12 protein-coding genes are annotated in these 15,678 nt (G+C 44.7%); 7 read left to right on the top strand and 5 right to left on the bottom strand.

What is annotated here, in order from left to right:
• Positions 1-75 precede the first annotated feature (75 nt).
• Both AACT52_RS33600 and AACT52_RS33595 read left to right on the top strand, forming a co-directional pair.
• Complete coding sequence (locus AACT52_RS33600; protein ID WP_073628141.1) at positions 76-858, top strand: ABC transporter ATP-binding protein; 783 nt, start codon at positions 76-78, stop codon at positions 856-858.
• A gap of 378 nt (positions 859-1,236) precedes the next feature.
• Positions 1,237-2,889: an MlaD family protein gene (locus tag AACT52_RS33595; protein WP_073628139.1), complete on the top strand. Its 1,653-nt coding sequence runs from the start codon at positions 1,237-1,239 to the stop codon at positions 2,887-2,889.
• Positions 2,890-2,927: 38 nt separating this feature from the next.
• Here AACT52_RS33595 and AACT52_RS33590 read toward each other — a convergent pair whose 3' ends face one another.
• Positions 2,928-3,218 carry a DUF3288 family protein gene (locus tag AACT52_RS33590; RefSeq protein WP_073628137.1) on the bottom strand — a complete coding sequence of 97 codons (291 nt, stop codon included), beginning with the start codon at positions 3,216-3,218 and terminating at the stop codon, positions 2,928-2,930.
• A 405-nt stretch (positions 3,219-3,623) separates the two neighbouring features.
• Here AACT52_RS33590 and AACT52_RS33585 point away from each other — a divergent pair, with 405 nt between their 5' ends.
• The 3 genes from AACT52_RS33585 (at position 3,624) to AACT52_RS33575 (ending at position 7,663) form a co-directional block, all read left to right on the top strand.
• Positions 3,624-6,077 (top strand): ATP-dependent Clp protease ATP-binding subunit, encoded by a 2,454-nt coding sequence (locus AACT52_RS33585; RefSeq protein ID WP_073628135.1) that lies wholly within the window; start codon positions 3,624-3,626, stop codon positions 6,075-6,077.
• Positions 6,078-6,445: 368 nt separating this feature from the next.
• Positions 6,446-7,495 (top strand): calcium-binding protein, encoded by a 1,050-nt coding sequence (locus AACT52_RS33580; protein WP_073628133.1) that lies wholly within the window; start codon positions 6,446-6,448, stop codon positions 7,493-7,495.
• A 24-nt stretch (positions 7,496-7,519) separates the two neighbouring features.
• Positions 7,520-7,663: a hypothetical protein gene (locus tag AACT52_RS33575; RefSeq protein ID WP_158054524.1), complete on the top strand. Its 144-nt coding sequence runs from the start codon at positions 7,520-7,522 to the stop codon at positions 7,661-7,663.
• On the opposite strand, the gene AACT52_RS33570 is transcribed toward AACT52_RS33575, so the two are convergent.
• The 4 genes from AACT52_RS33570 to AACT52_RS33555 all read right to left on the bottom strand — a co-directional run bounded on the left by AACT52_RS33570 (position 7,660) and on the right by AACT52_RS33555 (position 14,058).
• Positions 7,660-9,231, bottom strand: coding sequence for a rhomboid family intramembrane serine protease (locus tag AACT52_RS33570; RefSeq protein ID WP_073628131.1), 1,572 nt, complete (start codon positions 9,229-9,231; stop codon positions 7,660-7,662). The two genes, AACT52_RS33575 and AACT52_RS33570, sit on opposite strands and share 4 nt — an antisense overlap.
• 417 nt (positions 9,232-9,648) lie before the next feature.
• On the bottom strand, positions 9,649-9,780 hold the full coding sequence (locus tag AACT52_RS33565; RefSeq protein ID WP_096549287.1) for a ribbon-helix-helix protein, CopG family: 132 nt from the start codon (positions 9,778-9,780) through the stop codon (positions 9,649-9,651).
• A 322-nt stretch (positions 9,781-10,102) separates the two neighbouring features.
• The gene (locus AACT52_RS33560) at positions 10,103-11,200 is read right to left on the bottom strand and encodes an AI-2E family transporter (protein WP_073628129.1); all 1,098 of its coding nucleotides are present in this window, start codon (positions 11,198-11,200) and stop codon (positions 10,103-10,105) included.
• Positions 11,201-11,583: 383 nt separating this feature from the next.
• Positions 11,584-14,058 (bottom strand): transglycosylase domain-containing protein, encoded by a 2,475-nt coding sequence (locus AACT52_RS33555; RefSeq protein WP_073628127.1) that lies wholly within the window; start codon positions 14,056-14,058, stop codon positions 11,584-11,586.
• A gap of 463 nt (positions 14,059-14,521) precedes the next feature.
• Between AACT52_RS33555 and folK the strand changes: the two genes are divergently transcribed.
• Both folK and AACT52_RS33545 read left to right on the top strand, forming a co-directional pair.
• On the top strand, positions 14,522-15,025 hold the full coding sequence (gene folK, locus AACT52_RS33550; protein ID WP_073628125.1) for a 2-amino-4-hydroxy-6-hydroxymethyldihydropteridine diphosphokinase: 504 nt from the start codon (positions 14,522-14,524) through the stop codon (positions 15,023-15,025).
• A gap of 72 nt (positions 15,026-15,097) precedes the next feature.
• Positions 15,098-15,673 carry an NUDIX hydrolase gene (locus tag AACT52_RS33545; protein WP_073628123.1) on the top strand — a complete coding sequence of 192 codons (576 nt, stop codon included), beginning with the start codon at positions 15,098-15,100 and terminating at the stop codon, positions 15,671-15,673.
• The last annotated feature ends 5 nt before the right edge of the window (positions 15,674-15,678 follow it).

Here is a 15,678-nt window from a genome sequence, read left to right as displayed (position 1 = left end):
TCCTTTGTCAAATGCCTGTTGAATAATGACTCATAACTCATGACTAATGAAAGCGTGACTCATGACTAATGACCAATGACTGAACCGTTGATTGAACTGAAAGGCGTTTCTATATCCTTTGATAGCAATAAGGTTTTAGATAACGTGGATTTGACGATTTACCGAGGAGAAGCACTAGGAATCATCGGTCCTAGTGGTACAGGTAAATCAACAATTTTACGGGTAATCGCTGGGTTAATTGCTCCTGATTCTGGAGAAATTTATGTCCAAGGAGTGCGGCGAGAGGGGTTGATTGAAGATGCTAGAGATTTGGTTGGGATTGGCATGGTGTTCCAGCAGGCGGCGTTATTTGATTCTTTGACGGTGGAGGAGAATGTGGGGTTTTCACTTTATCAATACTCAAAACTACGGCGATCTCGTATTCGAGAACTGGTGAATGAAAAACTGGAGATGGTAGGGTTATCAGGAATAGGCGATCGCTACCCGGCGGAACTTTCCGGGGGGATGCGAAAACGGGTTAGCTTTGCCCGTGCGATTATGTCTAACCCCGATAACCCCAGAGACACTCCAGAAGTTTTACTGTACGATGAACCAACAGCCGGGCTTGATCCCATCGCTTCTACGGTGATAGAAGATTTAATCCGGCAATTGCAATGTACACAAGGAGTTTGTAGTACCTACGCCATTGTGACTCACCAACACAGTACCATTCGTCGCACGGCTGACCAGGTGGTATTTCTCTACCAAGGTAAAGTGCAATGGCAGGGTAGTGTCAGTGAAATAGATACTACAGACCATCCTTTGATTAGACAATTTATTAGTGGAAGTGTATCTGGACCGATTCATGTTGTTGGTTAATCAGTGCTAAGCAGCCACTGCGTTGCTCCCGCCAGTACGCTCAAAAGGGGTTTTCCTCAAGAGGAACTGCCGTTTTCCCGTCGCTGTTCTTGGAACGTTCGGGTTTTCCCCCCAACCCTAGCCCGCACCCTGCCTTAAGCCGGCACGAGGGAAAACGCCACTGACAACAACACCGGCTCAGCGCCCAAGGCAGTGGTTCCCCTCCTGGAGCTTATGCTCACCACACCCGCTGGCTCCTCCGTGGGGACTCCAAAGCCCCCGAGTCCCGCAAGTGGCGTGCAAGTGGCGTTATTGAATGCTGAATGCTGAGTGAGAATAGGTATTGTAAACATACTCAGCACTTGCAACTCAGGACTAATTGTTGATAGGAGAAATAAAATGCGATCGCGAACATTTCGAGAAGGTTCTGTCGGGTTGTTGCTCCTGCTAGGACTGGGAGTGTTTGGGTTAATTATTTTGTGGTTGAATAGATTCACTGCTGCTCGTAGTTCATACAAAGCTATTGTTGAATTTGACAACGCTGGCGGCATGCAAAAAGGAGCAGTGGTTCGGTATCGTGGCGTCAAGGTAGGCACTATTTCTGCTATTCGACCAGGACCAAACAACATTGAGGTGGAAATTGATATTACCAAATCCGACCTGATCATTCCCAGTAATGTCACAGTTGAGGCTAATCAGTCGGGACTCATTAGCGAAAGCGTTATTGATATCACACCAAAAACGCAGCTAGCGTCTGGGGTTGCTATTGCTAAACCCTTGGACAAAAATTGCAACCCCCAAATTATCGTCTGTAATGGCTCTCGGTTAAAAGGTCAGATTGGTATTAGTACCGATGAACTTATTCGCGCGACGACAGAGCTAGCTGATGTATACTCTAGCCCAGAGTTTTATAAAAACGTCAATAAAGCTGTGGAAAATACTGCTGTAGCTGCAGCAACTGTCGCTGAATTAAGCCGCAACCTCAATCTTACAAGCAAAAGCTTACAACAACAGCTCAACAACTTTGCCGCGACGACCAATACAGTACAACGAGCGACAACTCAACTCACTACATCCTCCACAAGAACCTTAAATCAAATTGGTACCACAGCAAATCGATTCGGTAATACCGCAGAGCAATTCGGTGCTACCGCTAGAGAAATTCGTTCAACTACCGGTCAAGTTAATAAGCTGCTTAACAACCTCGATACTTTGGTGACAAGCAACCGTTCTTCGCTGGTTACGACATTAAACAATATCACTGAAACTAGCAACCAACTGCGCCAGACAGTTAGCAGCTTATCACCTGTTGTCAATCGCGTTACCCAAGGAGAATTAATCAAAAATTTAGAAACTCTGAGTGCTAATGCTGCACAGGCTTCTACGAATTTGCGCGAGGTGACTAATAGCCTGAACAATCCTAATAACGTGTTGGTACTGCAACAAACTTTAGATTCTGCTCGCGTGACATTTGAAAACACCCAAAAAATTACATCTGATTTGGATGAGTTGACCGGAGATCCCGCTTTTCGGCAAAATCTACGGCAATTGGTAAATGGTTTGAGTAGCTTAGTGTCCTCTACACAGCAGATGCAGCAGCAAGTGCAAGTTGCAGATTCTCTAGATTCAGTCAAAGCTGTCATTTCCAACCACAATGCTGCAATTTCCCCAGCGAATACAAATCAACAGCAGATAAAGTTTAATCTCTCACCCACTGCTGCTAAGAGTGCCGACAACATGTTTCAACCTACCACCATTACCTTTACTTCTCCCCCAGAAAGCAGCAATCAAGATTCGTTAAGATTTAATACCTCAAACACTGCTGTTAAGAGTGCTGACAAAACGTTTCAACCGACCACCATTATCTTTACCTCTCCCACCCAAAGCAGCAATCAAGATCCGTTAAGATTTAATATTTCAAACACTGCTGTTAACAGTGCTGGCAAACAGCCTCCTCAACCTACCACCAGCCAAGTGAGACCTTCCTCATCTCAAGAAAACCTCTTGAGGCAATTGAGGGAGCATCGCCAGCAGCAGGAGCAGGGGAAGTAGGGGGATGAGGGGAATGATTTGTGACTTTTGACCGTTGACTAATTCCAATCTTCTTCTTCTTTTTTGCCCCGGCTTTTGTAAATGCCTCCAAGATTGTGTAAGGAGCGCGTTTTCTCAAAAAGTTCTTGTTCGCTAAGACCCCACTGCTGTAGGACTTTATCCAAGTCGCTTTGGATGTCTCTTGCACCAGGAAAGCCTTGGTAGCGGATTCGCAATCTAGCGAGTTCTGCTAAATTATGATCAGTCGCCTCACCAATTAGTAAATTCTCAACGATAGGGCGATCGCGATTGTACAGTGGATGCTGTTGGTCTTTATTTGCTTTGCTCATATAATTTTATTTTTCTGATTTGGATTTTAGATGGGGAATTGTTAGAGACGCTTTCATTCACCGCGTCTGTACATCTTAGGGTTGTCAAAAAAGTATCACTAACCACCAAGAACTTACTACTCATCAAACACCCGTCTTTATAGCTCTGTGTCTCGACTGACGGCAAACACACCTCAACTCTTACGGCTCTCACCACTGTCACTCAATTTTGAATAAAGATACATTGTCATTAAGAAAGTACACAAATGTTAAGGTGAGGGTGAGTCACCAAACGGTGCTAAGCAATGAGTGTTGAGTGAGCAGTAAAATTTCACCATAATCGGAAATGACTCAGAATTCAAAACTCAGACCTTAGCACAGCTGAAATCACCCAAAGCCCAAGCAGCAAGGGAGCAAGAACCCGATATGTTTGAACACTTCACATCCGAAGCAATTAAAGTCATTATGCTCGCCCAGGAGGAAGCGCGTCGCCTGGGACACAACTTCGTCGGAACAGAGCAAATTCTCCTGGGGTTGATTGGAGAAGGAACAGGGATTGCTGCCAAAGTGCTGACCGACTTGGGCGTTACTCTCAAAGACGCACGTCGCGAAGTAGAAAGAATTATTGGTCGGGGTTCTGGCTTTGTACCCCCGGAAATTCCTTTTACCCCCAAGGTGAAAAGCCTCTTCGAGCAAGCGTTTAAAGAAGCTCGCAGCCTGGGACATAACCATATAGGTACTGAACACTTACTCTTGGGATTGACTGAGGCTGGTGAAGGCGTCGCCGCTAAAGTCCTGCAAAATTTGGGGCTTGAGTTGTCGCAAGTCCGCACCGCAGTGATTCGTCAGTTAGGTGAAGCGACATCTGTTTCCACAGGTCGCGGTGGCAATCAAAGGCGCACCCAAACTCTCAGTTTAGAGGAATTTGGTAGAAATCTTACTAAGCTAGCAAAAGAAGGCAAGATCGACCCAGTTGTCGGTCGTGAGAAGGAAATTGAGCGTGCCATCCAGATTCTTGGTCGCCGTACTAAGAATAACCCCGTGTTGATTGGGGAACCAGGAGTTGGTAAAACAGCGATCGCCGAAGGTCTAGCTCAACGGATTATTAACCAAAATGTCCCCGAGATTTTACAAGACAAGGAAGTCATCAGCCTTGACATGGGATCACTGGTGGCTGGGACTCGCTTCCGTGGCGATTTTGAAGAACGCATTAAGAAAGTCATGGATGAAATCCGCACGGCGGGTAATATCATCCTGGTGATAGATGAAGTTCACACTTTGATTGGTGCAGGCGGCACAGAAGGTGGCATGGATGCAGCTAACATCCTCAAGCCAGCCCTTGCAAGAGGCGAACTCCAGTGCATTGGCGCAACGACCCTAGATGAGTACCGTAAGCATATCGAACGCGATGCCGCTCTAGAGCGTCGTTTCCAACCGATTATGGTAGGCGAACCATCGGTTGAGGAAACTATCGAAATATTATACGGTTTGCGCTCTGCTTACGAGCAACACCACAAAGTTCAAATATCTGATGCAGCTCTGGTTGCTGCAGCTCAGTTGTCAGACCGCTACATCAGCGATCGCTTCTTACCCGATAAAGCGATCGACTTGATTGATGAAGCGGGAAGCCGCGTTCGTCTGCGGAATTCTATGAAGTCAGCTGATCGCGAACTCAAGCGCGAATTGGCGCTAGTGACAAAGGAAAAAGACCAAGCTGTCAGAACTCAGGACTTTGACAAAGCTGGACAACTGCGTGACAAGGAGTTGGAACTCGAAACTCAAGTGCGTGATTCACAAACTGAGAAATCTGTCAATAGCCCCATCGTTGATGAGGAAGACATTGCTCAGATTGTGGCTTCATGGACTGGCGTCCCAGTGAACAAGATCACTGAATCCGAATCAGAGTTGCTGCTGCACTTAGAAGACACACTGCACCAGCGTCTTATCGGTCAAGAGCAAGCAGTTACGGCAGTTTCCAAAGCTATCCGTCGCGCCAGAGTTGGGTTAAAGAATCCGAATCGACCGATTGCAAGCTTTATCTTCTCTGGTCCTACAGGAGTCGGTAAGACAGAATTGACGAAAGCATTGGCTTCCTACTTCTTCGGTTCCGAAGAAGCGATGATTCGCCTGGATATGTCCGAATTCATGGAACGCCACACCGTCTCCAAACTCATTGGTTCGCCTCCTGGTTACGTCGGATACGACGAAGGCGGACAGTTAACCGAAGCCGTGCGGCGCAAACCCTACACAGTAGTGCTGTTCGACGAAATCGAAAAAGCACACCCCGATGTGTTCAATATGCTGCTGCAGATTTTGGAAGACGGTCGCCTCACCGATGCTAAAGGTCGGACAGTGGACTTCAAGAACACCCTGATTATCATGACTTCCAACATCGGTTCTAAGGTGATTGAGAAAGGTGGCGGTGGTTTGGGCTTCCAGTTCGCTGAAGATGAAGCTGAGGCTAGTTACAACCGCATTAAAACACTGGTGAACGAGGAACTCAAAGGTTTCTTCCGTCCAGAATTCCTCAATCGTCTTGATGAGATTATCGTCTTTACTCAGCTTAAGAAAGATGAAGTCAAGCAAATTGCTGAGATCATGCTGCGCGAAGTCACAAGCCGCTTGACTGAGAAGGGAATCAGCCTGGAAGTGAGCGATCGCTTCAAAGACCGTGTGTTGCAAGAAGGCTACAACCCCAGCTACGGTGCTAGACCGTTACGTCGAGCAATTGTCCGTCTCTTGGAAGATTCTTTAGCTGAGGCGATGCTCTCTGGTCAAATCGGAGAAGGCGACACAGCCGTTGTAGATGTTGACGATGACGGTCAAGTCAGAGTTGGTAAGTCGGAGAAACCAGAGTTGTTACTCGCAAATGTTGGCTAAGATTATACCACGTCATTTGTTGCTGTAACATTTGAAGACAATCCAACCCCTGCTTCATGCAGGGGAGCCATAAAGGCTCTTCTCTGGTAAACATTTTGTGAAATGGTAATAGTTATTTTTCCCCTGGTATCTCTACCAGGGATTTTTTTTGTGTGGCAAAGACAACACTGCTGAAATTACCATCACTCAGGCGCATATACACAGCAGCTTACCTCTTGGCATCTGGGCTTTGTGGTGAAGATTGAAATTCTTTGTTGTAAAGATTTGTAACAAATAAAAAAGCTTTGCGTAAAATGCACCTCACTAACCCGAGATATATATGGGCGAAAGCTTCTGCCAACCTCAGAAAATTCTCAGGAGAATCCTAAATGGTAATAGCTCAAAGTAACACCACTTTTACTCCAGATGCAGCGATTGTCATTCAAGGCGCTAATAACATCCAAACTTTGGCGGTAGCAGAGAGAAACCTGATTGAAGGGACTGACAACCCAGATATCATTTTTGGCACACCAGGGAATGATGAAATCAGGGCTAAAGGAGGCGACGATATCCTGTTAGGTACCACAGGCGATGATTTACTCGATGGTGGCAGTGGGTTTGATACTGTAGATTACAGCAACTTAGGACAAGCTATCACACTGCTTCCCAGAGGTGCGATCGGCGAAGGAAACTCAAGTGGAGGTCAACTCCAAAGCATTGAGAAAATTGTCGGACCTATTGGTCAAGCCAATACGATTGACGGTTCCAATAGTACAGGAGGAGCATCCTTCGACATCAACTTGGGAGCAAACCAACTCACTGTAAACAATATCCCCAATATCGGTTCGATTAGCTTTACGGTGGAAAACTTTGTTAATGTCACAGGAACGCCTTTTGATGACAGTATTATCGGCAGTGGTGGCAACAATACTCTTGATGGGTTGGGTGGCAATGATACTTTAACTGGTGGTCTAGGTAACGACACACTCCTGGGTGGAGATGGGAATGATATCTTACAAGGTACCACAGACGCATCAACCGTAAGTTCAAACGAGCAAGATGTCCTCACAGGCGGATCTGGTTCAGACAGATTCATTCTCGGCAATGCTTCTGGTTCCTTCTACAAATTTGCTGGTGACAATGACTTTGCTCAAATCACAGACTTCTCCTCTGGCGATCAGATTCAATTGGGAACAGGAGATGTTTACAATGTCCAACGAAATGATGCTGGATTTGACGTATTTGTGGTAACAAACGGCGTGAGAGATTTAATCGCGGATGTGACGGTCATAACAGGAACGGGAACAGCAAGGAGTACAAATACGGCGGGATTATTGGCTGGTTCTGATACTACTGCTGTCTCTATTTTGGATACTCTACCTGAAGGAAATTTCCAACTGACTTCTGGACAGACTTTAGGTAACTTTGTAGGTGCATAGCTTTGTACAGTGCCAATGTAATGTTTGTCTAATGTAAAAGGGCGGGATCGCTCTGCGAAATCGCCCTCACGGGCGATCGCCTTGAGTACGCTTTGTGCTATCAAACAAGCTTATACGGGCGATCGCTCATACCCCATCGCCCAAGCGCAATTTTTCAAATTGTACTAACGAGTTAGATATTTTGTTTGCTTCAAAATCATCCCGACCAAAAAGCCAATAATTACCCCAGAAGTATGACCAACAAAACTAATTTGTGGGGTTGTGTTGTCAAAGATGGCTTGCAGCACAATAAGTGTCAAAATTCCTCGCAAACTTCTAGCAGCTAGGCGCGTTTTTTTCCTTAGCCAATCGTGTAATAAGACAGCGGCAAAAGCACCAACAAGACCCATTACACATCCAGATGCACCCACGACAAAATCAGCTTGAGAATAGCCCATAACTGACATATAAGTAACAGCCAGCATTGAGCCAATTGCACAAGTGAAGTACAATAGTAAAAATCGCGGTATTCCTAGGGCAAATTCCACTAAGCGACCAAATAAATAAAGACCTAACATATTTAGTAATAGGTGCAAGAAACCGAAGTGAAGAAAAGCAGCGCTTAACAAGCGCCACCAACTTCCAGTCACAACTTCTTCTGGCACTAACGCACCTAAACGGTATAAGTTATTGACGTTGGTGCTACCTCCAAGTTTTACCTCTAGGGCAAAGGCAAGTACATTCAAACTGATAATTAAATATGTGGCAATTGGATGACGTGGCTTCAAGCTGATACCGCTATATGTTGCCTCATACTCTATTTCTGTAATGATTCTGGATAAAATCTGTTCGGATTTGTCAGTAAGTACTGATTGGGCTACAACCACAGGAGCGGACAAACGCCTTGCTACTGCGTTGCGGATGCGAACATCACTGCTATGTGCTATACTCAAAAATTGCTCACGAGCTATAATTTCATTTCCAGCCGCTTGGTCAACTGTTGCTAGCCAGAATAGTTTGATGGTGTTTGAATAATTTGCCAGTGAACCACTCAATAATGTTGCTACCTGTTGTGTTTGACCGCAGAAGGCTAGCACCAACATACGTGCAAAATTGTGCGTTCTCAAGTTAGGTATTTTCTCCAGGCTACGCTCATAGCGCTCCCAAGCTTCGAGCATACCATTTAAGTCGCCAGTCTCACCGAGCGCTCTTATGTAGCCGCTCAGCATATCGAAATCCTTGTGCAATACTGCTTCTGGTACGTTATCCTGTATCCACAGCAGCAGTTCTTCCCAACGAGCATCCATTTGGTAAAGGGTGACGGTTGCACAGCGACCAGTCGGTGTTGTAGCGGTTTGATAACGGTCTAAAATTGCAATAGCTTCAGCCATTGCTCCACGCTGACTTAATTCCATAGCGTGTAATAATTTCGGTTGCTCGCGCCAACCATCTAAGGGATGAAGCCAGGAAATCAGGCTAGCCACTCTGCTGGCTTGACCAAAGCGTTGTTGAGCAATAAGTTGGTCAACTTTCCTGTGACCAATGTTGGGCACGATGACTAGAATCGCCCACAAGCATCCACCAATCAAGCCACCCAGGGATGGAGTCAGATACAACAAAACTGCAACTGCAACCAAGATTAATCCTGACACTATAATCCAGCCACGATTATTCTTAGCAGAAATACGAGATGCACTCATCATCGTCGAGATGCATGATAGACACACTAGCCAAATCAGTATGTGATTGAGATCCATCGGATTGACACCAATCAGGAAATCCCTGGTTGTAGAGCAATTACTATTATGATTGTCTTTTGAGTATGCGTGTATTACACTAATACAAAAGCAGTACTTCCTCTGTGTAGCGACAGATACAAAAATTTTAGAAACAAAATATTAAGTAGAGTGCGCCTTATCATGTGGAAGCCACGCTTTTGGCGTCTACCTAAGCGTTACGCACCACCCAATCATAAGATGGTGCGTTAGGGCAAAAAACAATCAAAATAATAATTAACATTGGTTAGCGCCGTAACACACTATACGCAGCTATACTCACGAAAACAACGCGGGAGTGCGGAAGCCCCGAACTGTGTCTGTCAAAAAATTAAATGAATTGACAGACACACGTTATTTATATTTATATCGGGGAGGAAGCACGACACGGCTAATTTATTAGCCGTCAAACAAAGAGCGAATGAACTCACGAATAACGTCAGACTTGCTTCTTTTGTGGTTCTTGCAATAACGCTCAAGTTTTTCGTACTCTTCTTGATTAACCCGAATATGCAACTGTTCTCTTGACATCTTGTGTACCAATACGGTACATATATTATCTGCCGAAATAGCGAAGGGCGCTGTGGTAGCCACGCAGAAAGGGTCTCGCAGTAGGCAAGTATCGGAGATTGATACGCAAACCGTGGCTTAATGGGGGTGTCCGGGAATTGCCAAGGGAGGTAGAAGCAATATCGAGTAGTCGATGTTGAGTAAGCCATCCTCGAGGTTCAAGGGCTAGTGTTGCGAACCGTTACAGGAACCAACCGCTAGTTTCTTAGGGCTACTGAAAATCTTCGTTCTAGAAGTTGTAAGCGTGGCGAAAGCCCCTGGCTTCTAGCCGGGGGTAAGCTTACTACTTATTTGTTAGCATTTCTGGTAATTCTTTACCCTTAACAGCATTGTCGGAATAACCGGATACAGGAGGAACTTGCCAACCGTCTAGCGCGTCTTTAATGACACCAGCTAAAGGTACAGCAATCAGCAACCCCAACACTCCACCAATGTAGGTTCCCACTAGCAAAGAAATTAAAACCCATATTGGTCTAAGTCCTGTAAAACTTCCCAAGAGTCTCGGAGCAATAGCTTGGTCAATTAATTGGTCAATGACAACGGCTACAGCCAAAACCCTTGCTGCTAGCCAAAAATCATTTGACGCTATGAGGAGAGTGACTATGGCAAGACTAACAACATCACCGAAGGGAATTAAGCTCAAAATCCCTACTCCCAAACCAAAGACTAAAGCAAACTGGACTTGAAAAACTAGAAACAGTATAGTTAGTGAAATCCCCATCAGGAAAGCCAAAGCTACCTGACCAATTAAGTAATTTTGAAAATTCTGCTGAACAGATTGCCTTAACTGCTGACCAAAACTCAAGGGCAACTTCTTAAATAAACTATCCCAAATTCTCTCACCATCTATTAACAAATAAATAGTTAGTACGACTGTAATTAAAGCTTCGGAAATACTATCAATGGTGTCGAACACAATACTAAAGAGTTTATCTACCACATATTCCAATTCATTTGGTAAGTGATTGGTTATTTGAGTAAATATCTGATCGAAATTAACCTTCAAGCCGTGGCTAACTGACCACTCATTAAGATTCTGGAATTTTTGCTCACTAGAATCAATCCATTGAGGAAGTACTTTCGCCATTTCATGAAACTGATCTAAAATAATAGGAACTACAGTCATTCCTAAAGCAAATATAATTATTAAAGTTGATAAAAAAACTAATGTTACTGCAAAATTTCTTTTCACTCCGCGTTTTTGGAGAATCGAAACAGGATAATTCAAAATGAAGGCAAGTAGAGCTGCTAAAAGAAAAGTTGTCAATAGAGGTTGAAAATATTGAAATACTTGAACCGCTAGCCAGCCATTAAGAAAGACCAGTGGAAACAGTAGTGTCAAAATTAACCACTGTAGTAGTTTGGTAAGTGAAATATCCATACTAAAGAGTCAAAAATTGTAATTTGGGCAAAGCCCATTTATCATAATAAATCTAATTAATTACAAAGCATTCGGTAGAGACGCTCGGATAGTGCTTTTGATACTCTTGCCGTCTATAGCCAATCATTGTTGTTGATCCAGTTGCAGATCATCTCTAGCTCAGTTACAGTACACTGCTGAACCATGCATCGAAATCGATCCCCATCATGACGGGCGCGGAAGGTTGAATATGATGCAATACGGTTCGGTTAACGGTAGGCGTCACTCGCGCACGCTGCGGATACGGGCAGACAGATAAAGCCTGCGTAGGCAGGCTTCGTACCCTACCCTAGAAGCATCAGTAAGTGTTTGTGAATAATTGTTAGCAAAGTTACTACTGTTAATTAACCCTCAGAACCAGGTTCTGAGGATGGCGTGGGTTTGAGCCTTTCTCGCCAAGAACGTGTTGGAGATGAAGAACCTGAGGAGGGCGAGGAGTTGGTTTCAGGAGGTGTATACTGTCGTCTACTCCTTGTTGGAGTTGAAGAATCAGATTCTTGTGTTCTATATCGCCGTCGCCGTGGACGATCCGATGAGGATGACTCACTACTGGAACTTGATTCTTCGCTACGATAACGACGACTGTAGCGCCTTCTTGGTCTTGAGGTTTCCTCTTGTTGTTGCTGCTCCTGTTGATAATAGCGTCTCCTATTTCTGCGTCTTCTAGATGAATCTTCACTACTATCATCAGAATTTACTTGTTGATTTCTTCGTCTATATGACCTGCTGTTCGTTTCTTCATCGGATTGCTGGTCATCTGAGGTAATAGAGCGATTTATAATTCGCTTGGCTTTGATAGGTTTCGCCTTGATACTGGCTTTTCGACCTTCTAGCTTGGGTCTTTCAGGAAACTTTTCAACGGGTATTTCCTTGACTGCTTTTTCCATGAATTCATGCCAAGTGTAAGCAGCACTACCACTGCTACCGTCGGTGGGTTTGTTATCGTCATTACCTAACCAAACCCCTGCCACCATTTGGGGAATATACCCAATAAACCATAAATCGCGAGCATCATCGGTGGTGCCAGTTTTGCCAGCAACGGGTCTATCTAATTGAGCAGCACGACCAGTACCATTTTGCACCACGTTGCGGAGCATCCAGGTCATAATGGCAGCACTTTCAGCGTCGATCGCCTGCTTCGGCTTGAAGTCAGCAGACCAAATCACCTTTCCTTGACGGTCAAGAATGCGAGTAATACCATGAGGTTCTACGTGCAAACCTTTAGTCGCAAACGAACCATAAGCGCTGGTCAACTCCAGCAGATTGACTTCTGAAGAACCAAGTGCCAAGGAATACATGGGTTTGAGGTCTGATTGAATCCCCATTTTGTGGGCGAGTTGAATAATTGGTTCAAATCCCACTTTCATCAGCACCCTCACCGCAACAATATTGACGGATTTGGTGAGAGCATCCCTCATGCTAAGCATACCCCGGTAACCCTCATCAAAGTTTTTTGGTTCATAACCATCTATAACTAGAGGTGCATCGAGGTAGGTGTCGTAGGGGTCCATCCCACTTGCTATAGCGGCAGCATAAACAAACCCTTTAAATGTTGACCCTGGCTGACGCTGTGCTTGGGTTACCCGATTAAATTGGTTCTTCCCAAAATCTTTCCCCCCAACCATTGCCTTAATTTCACCACTGCGGGGATCAACGGCAACTAAAGCCGCTTGCTTAAAGTTTTCCCAGCGACCTTGATTTCGCAACGTTTTGGCAACAGTTGCTTCCGCCGCCTTCTGCCAATTCAAGTTCAGGCTAGTTTCCACTGTGACGCCTGCTTTTAGTGCTTCGGGGGAAACATACTTGGGCAATTCTTTTTGAATGTAGCTGATAAAGTAGGGAGCTTCTACTTCCCATCGCTTAGGCGAACTGGGTTTGATGTTGATTGGTTCTGCGCTTGCTGCTTGTTTTTCGGCTGCTGTAATAAATCCATCTTCCTGCATCCGTTGCAACACCAGATTTCGCCGCTGCTTTGCTGCTTCTGCATTCACTTGTGGTGAAAAGCGATTTGGTGCGGGAGGTAATGCCGCGATCGTTGCCATTTCGCTTAACGTGAGTTGATCCACAGTTTTACTGTAGTAAACCCATGCTGCATCTGCAACACCGTAAGCTCCAGAACCTAAGTACACCAAATTCAAGTAGCGTTCCAGAATCTCGTCCTTGGACAATTGTTCTTCTATTTTCTGTGCCAGACGAGCTTCCTTGACTTTTCGCCAGACAGTTTTCTCTTGTTTCAGAAAGAGAATTCTTGCGACTTGTTGCGTGATGGTACTACCACCTTCTACCACGTCTTGCGATCGCACGTTATTTAAAACTGCTCTGACAATTCCTTGGGTATCAACTCCATTATGTTTGTTAAATCTTCTGTCTTCCGAAGCAATAAAAGCTTGCTTAAATTTATCTGGTATTTCCTCTATCTTTAACTGTTCTCTAGTTGCTTCGCCTTGCTGTTGTATGATCGTTCCATCACCAGCTTTAATAGTCAGTGTACGCTCACGAACAATCGCGTTGAGTTCAGCTTTATCGGGTAAACTTTGGTCTATTGCCGCAATACCATAGCCTATAGCAATCATTCCACTAGTTATACCCAAGCCTGCCCAAAACCAATAGCGACGATAAAGCGGTTTATTACTGCCAGGAAGTTTGGAGAGTATCTGGTTCAGTAATTGGTTTCCCTTTCCCTGCTTGATTGGTGATTTCGTCTCCGAAGTGGATTCTTCGTTGTCAGTTTGATGACCAGGGGGCGGTTCTGGTTTCTCTTTATCAGCGTCACTCGAGTTTGCTGGTTGTTCCTGGAACCAGGAGTTAAACTTTACCACGTCAATTCCTCACTTCAAGCAGTTGCAATCTAACCGCCATAAAAAGAAAGTTTTTAGAGTTTTTAGATTAGTGCGCCACATTCGTGATAGTATATCACTTCATGATTAATTAAATATATTCCTTTTGGCAAAATTATATTATAATTTTGCGTTATTGTTTATACAAAATTATATTTGATTATTGCATCAAGCAATACTACTGTAGAAAGAATTTGAAACAAAAAAGCAAAACACGTTGCTTAAAACAGTGAACAGTGAACAGTGAGTCCAGCGCTGCAGGCGGGTCTCCCGCCGTAGGCGACTGGCGTTCGTCGAAGACGTGCCGAAGGCATACCCGAAGGGTGACCAGTGACCAGGCGTATAGTGTGGTTGTACTGACACCAACGCTTTCTGTGCTCTTGGTGGAGGACTTAAACCTTTCGGATGAAACTGATAACTGATAACTGATAACTGGTAACTGTTAATGAATGTTCATACTGCAATTGCTCTTGGGAGTAATCTTGGTGATTCTCGTGCTATCTTGGAAGCCGCTATCGAAACTTTAGCCCAAACACCGGGAATTCTCTTAGAAGCCAAATCAAGTTGGTACAAAACTAAAGCTGTCGGACCACCACAACCAGATTACATAAATGGCGCTGCAATACTGCGGGTGGAGATGCTACCACAGTTGCTGTTAAAAACTTTGTTACAAATTGAAAATAAATTTGGACGCGTACGACAACAACGTTGGGAAGCACGCACCCTAGATTTAGATTTGTTGTTATATGATGACTTAATTTTGAATACACCAAACTTACAGCTTCCTCATCCCAGAATGCGGGAACGAGCGTTTGTGTTGGTACCACTTGCGGAAATTGCTCCAGATTGGATAGAACCAATTTCCGGGTATGCTATTAAACAGTTGGTTAAAGCGGTAGACTGTTCTGAAGTACACCGATTGGTGAGCAACTTATTTGACCAACCATAAACACAGACAACGCTGATTTTTACATCCTCCGAAAGTGTTAGTCTGTGTCTTTTTAAACAATGGAATTCGCTTATGCCATTAGGTAGAGAATTACCCCAGCTGCTGAAAGAGCGCTTGTACTACAAAGGGCGCAAATTTAATTTTGAGGTCAATCGCTTACGTTTACCTAACAACGTAGAGGGAGAATGGGAATGTGTTCGTCATCCAGGTGGCGCTCTGGCTATACCCGTAACTCCAGAAGGTAAACTAATACTCGTGCGCCAGTACCGTTTCGCGGTTCAGGGAAGAGTGTTGGAGTTCCCTGCTGGTACATTAGAACCAAACGAAGATCCGCTAGAGACGATTCAGCGTGAAATAGAGGAAGAAACTGGCTACCGCGCCCAGAAGTGGCAAAAACTAGGAGAGTTTTTCCTCGCTCCAGGGTATTCTGACGAAATCATCTATGCTTATTTAGCACAAGATTTGGAAAAGCTGGAGAAACCACCAGCACAAGATGATGACGAGGATTTGGAAACAGTGTTTTTCACTCCAGAAGAACTGGAAAAATCTATTCTGGAAGGAGAGCCTGTAGATGCTAAATCAATTTCTAGCTTTTTCCTAGCTCGTCCCTTGTTGAATCAGTTCTATTCAAATAAAGCGGGAGGGTGAGAACC

The organism is Scytonema sp. HK-05 (assembly GCF_963872035.1).
Classification (GTDB): domain Bacteria; phylum Cyanobacteriota; class Cyanobacteriia; order Cyanobacteriales; family Nostocaceae; genus Kalymmatonema.
The sequence above is the reverse complement of the archived record's forward strand: the minus strand, read 5'-3'. Positions and strand labels throughout refer to the sequence as shown.

Bases quoted from the DNA above. Each gene is read 5' to 3' on its own strand.
- AACT52_RS33600 (WP_073628141.1), top strand. From the start codon at position 76: ATGACTGAACCGTTGATTGAACTGAAAGGCGTTTCTATATCCTTTGAT.
- AACT52_RS33595 (WP_073628139.1), top strand. From the start codon at position 1,237: ATGCGATCGCGAACATTTCGAGAAGGTTCTGTCGGGTTGTTGCTCCTG.
- AACT52_RS33590 (WP_073628137.1), bottom strand. From the start codon at position 3,218: ATGAGCAAAGCAAATAAAGACCAACAGCATCCACTGTACAATCGCGAT.
- AACT52_RS33585 (WP_073628135.1), top strand. From the start codon at position 3,624: ATGTTTGAACACTTCACATCCGAAGCAATTAAAGTCATTATGCTCGCC.
- AACT52_RS33580 (WP_073628133.1), top strand. From the start codon at position 6,446: ATGGTAATAGCTCAAAGTAACACCACTTTTACTCCAGATGCAGCGATT.
- AACT52_RS33570 (WP_073628131.1), bottom strand. From the start codon at position 9,231: ATGGATCTCAATCACATACTGATTTGGCTAGTGTGTCTATCATGCATC.
- AACT52_RS33565 (WP_096549287.1), bottom strand. From the start codon at position 9,780: ATGTCAAGAGAACAGTTGCATATTCGGGTTAATCAAGAAGAGTACGAA.
- AACT52_RS33560 (WP_073628129.1), bottom strand. From the start codon at position 11,200: ATGGATATTTCACTTACCAAACTACTACAGTGGTTAATTTTGACACTA.
- folK (WP_073628125.1), top strand. From the start codon at position 14,522: ATGAATGTTCATACTGCAATTGCTCTTGGGAGTAATCTTGGTGATTCT.
- AACT52_RS33545 (WP_073628123.1), top strand. From the start codon at position 15,098: ATGCCATTAGGTAGAGAATTACCCCAGCTGCTGAAAGAGCGCTTGTAC.